1 pseudogene is annotated in these 216 nt (G+C 64.4%); it reads right to left on the bottom strand.

Annotation, left to right across the window (positions count from 1 at the left end):
- Positions 1–211: pseudogene (locus tag ACW9IR_RS30370) on the bottom strand (alpha/beta hydrolase); the annotation flags it as partial.
- Between the last annotated feature and the right edge of the window lie 5 nt (positions 212–216).

The raw sequence follows: 216 nt of genomic DNA, 5'->3' as shown, positions 1-216 counted from the left end.
CCAGGTGCCAGGCCAGGTTGCCGCCGTTGCCATGCAAATGCAGCACCGTGCCCTTGAGCGGTACACCGGGCTTGGCCGGCAACCACCAGGCATGGAGCTTCACGCCGTCGGCAGTGGTCAAGGTCACGTCACGGTAGTACAGGTGGGCTTTTTCCGGCGTGAACGGCAGGCCGGGCTCGGGGTAGAACAGCAGCGAGCTGCAGCCGTTCAATGTGA

The organism is Pseudomonas sp. SDT291_1_S447 (assembly GCF_054070155.1).
The sequence above is the reverse complement of the archived record's forward strand: the minus strand, read 5'-3'. Positions and strand labels throughout refer to the sequence as shown.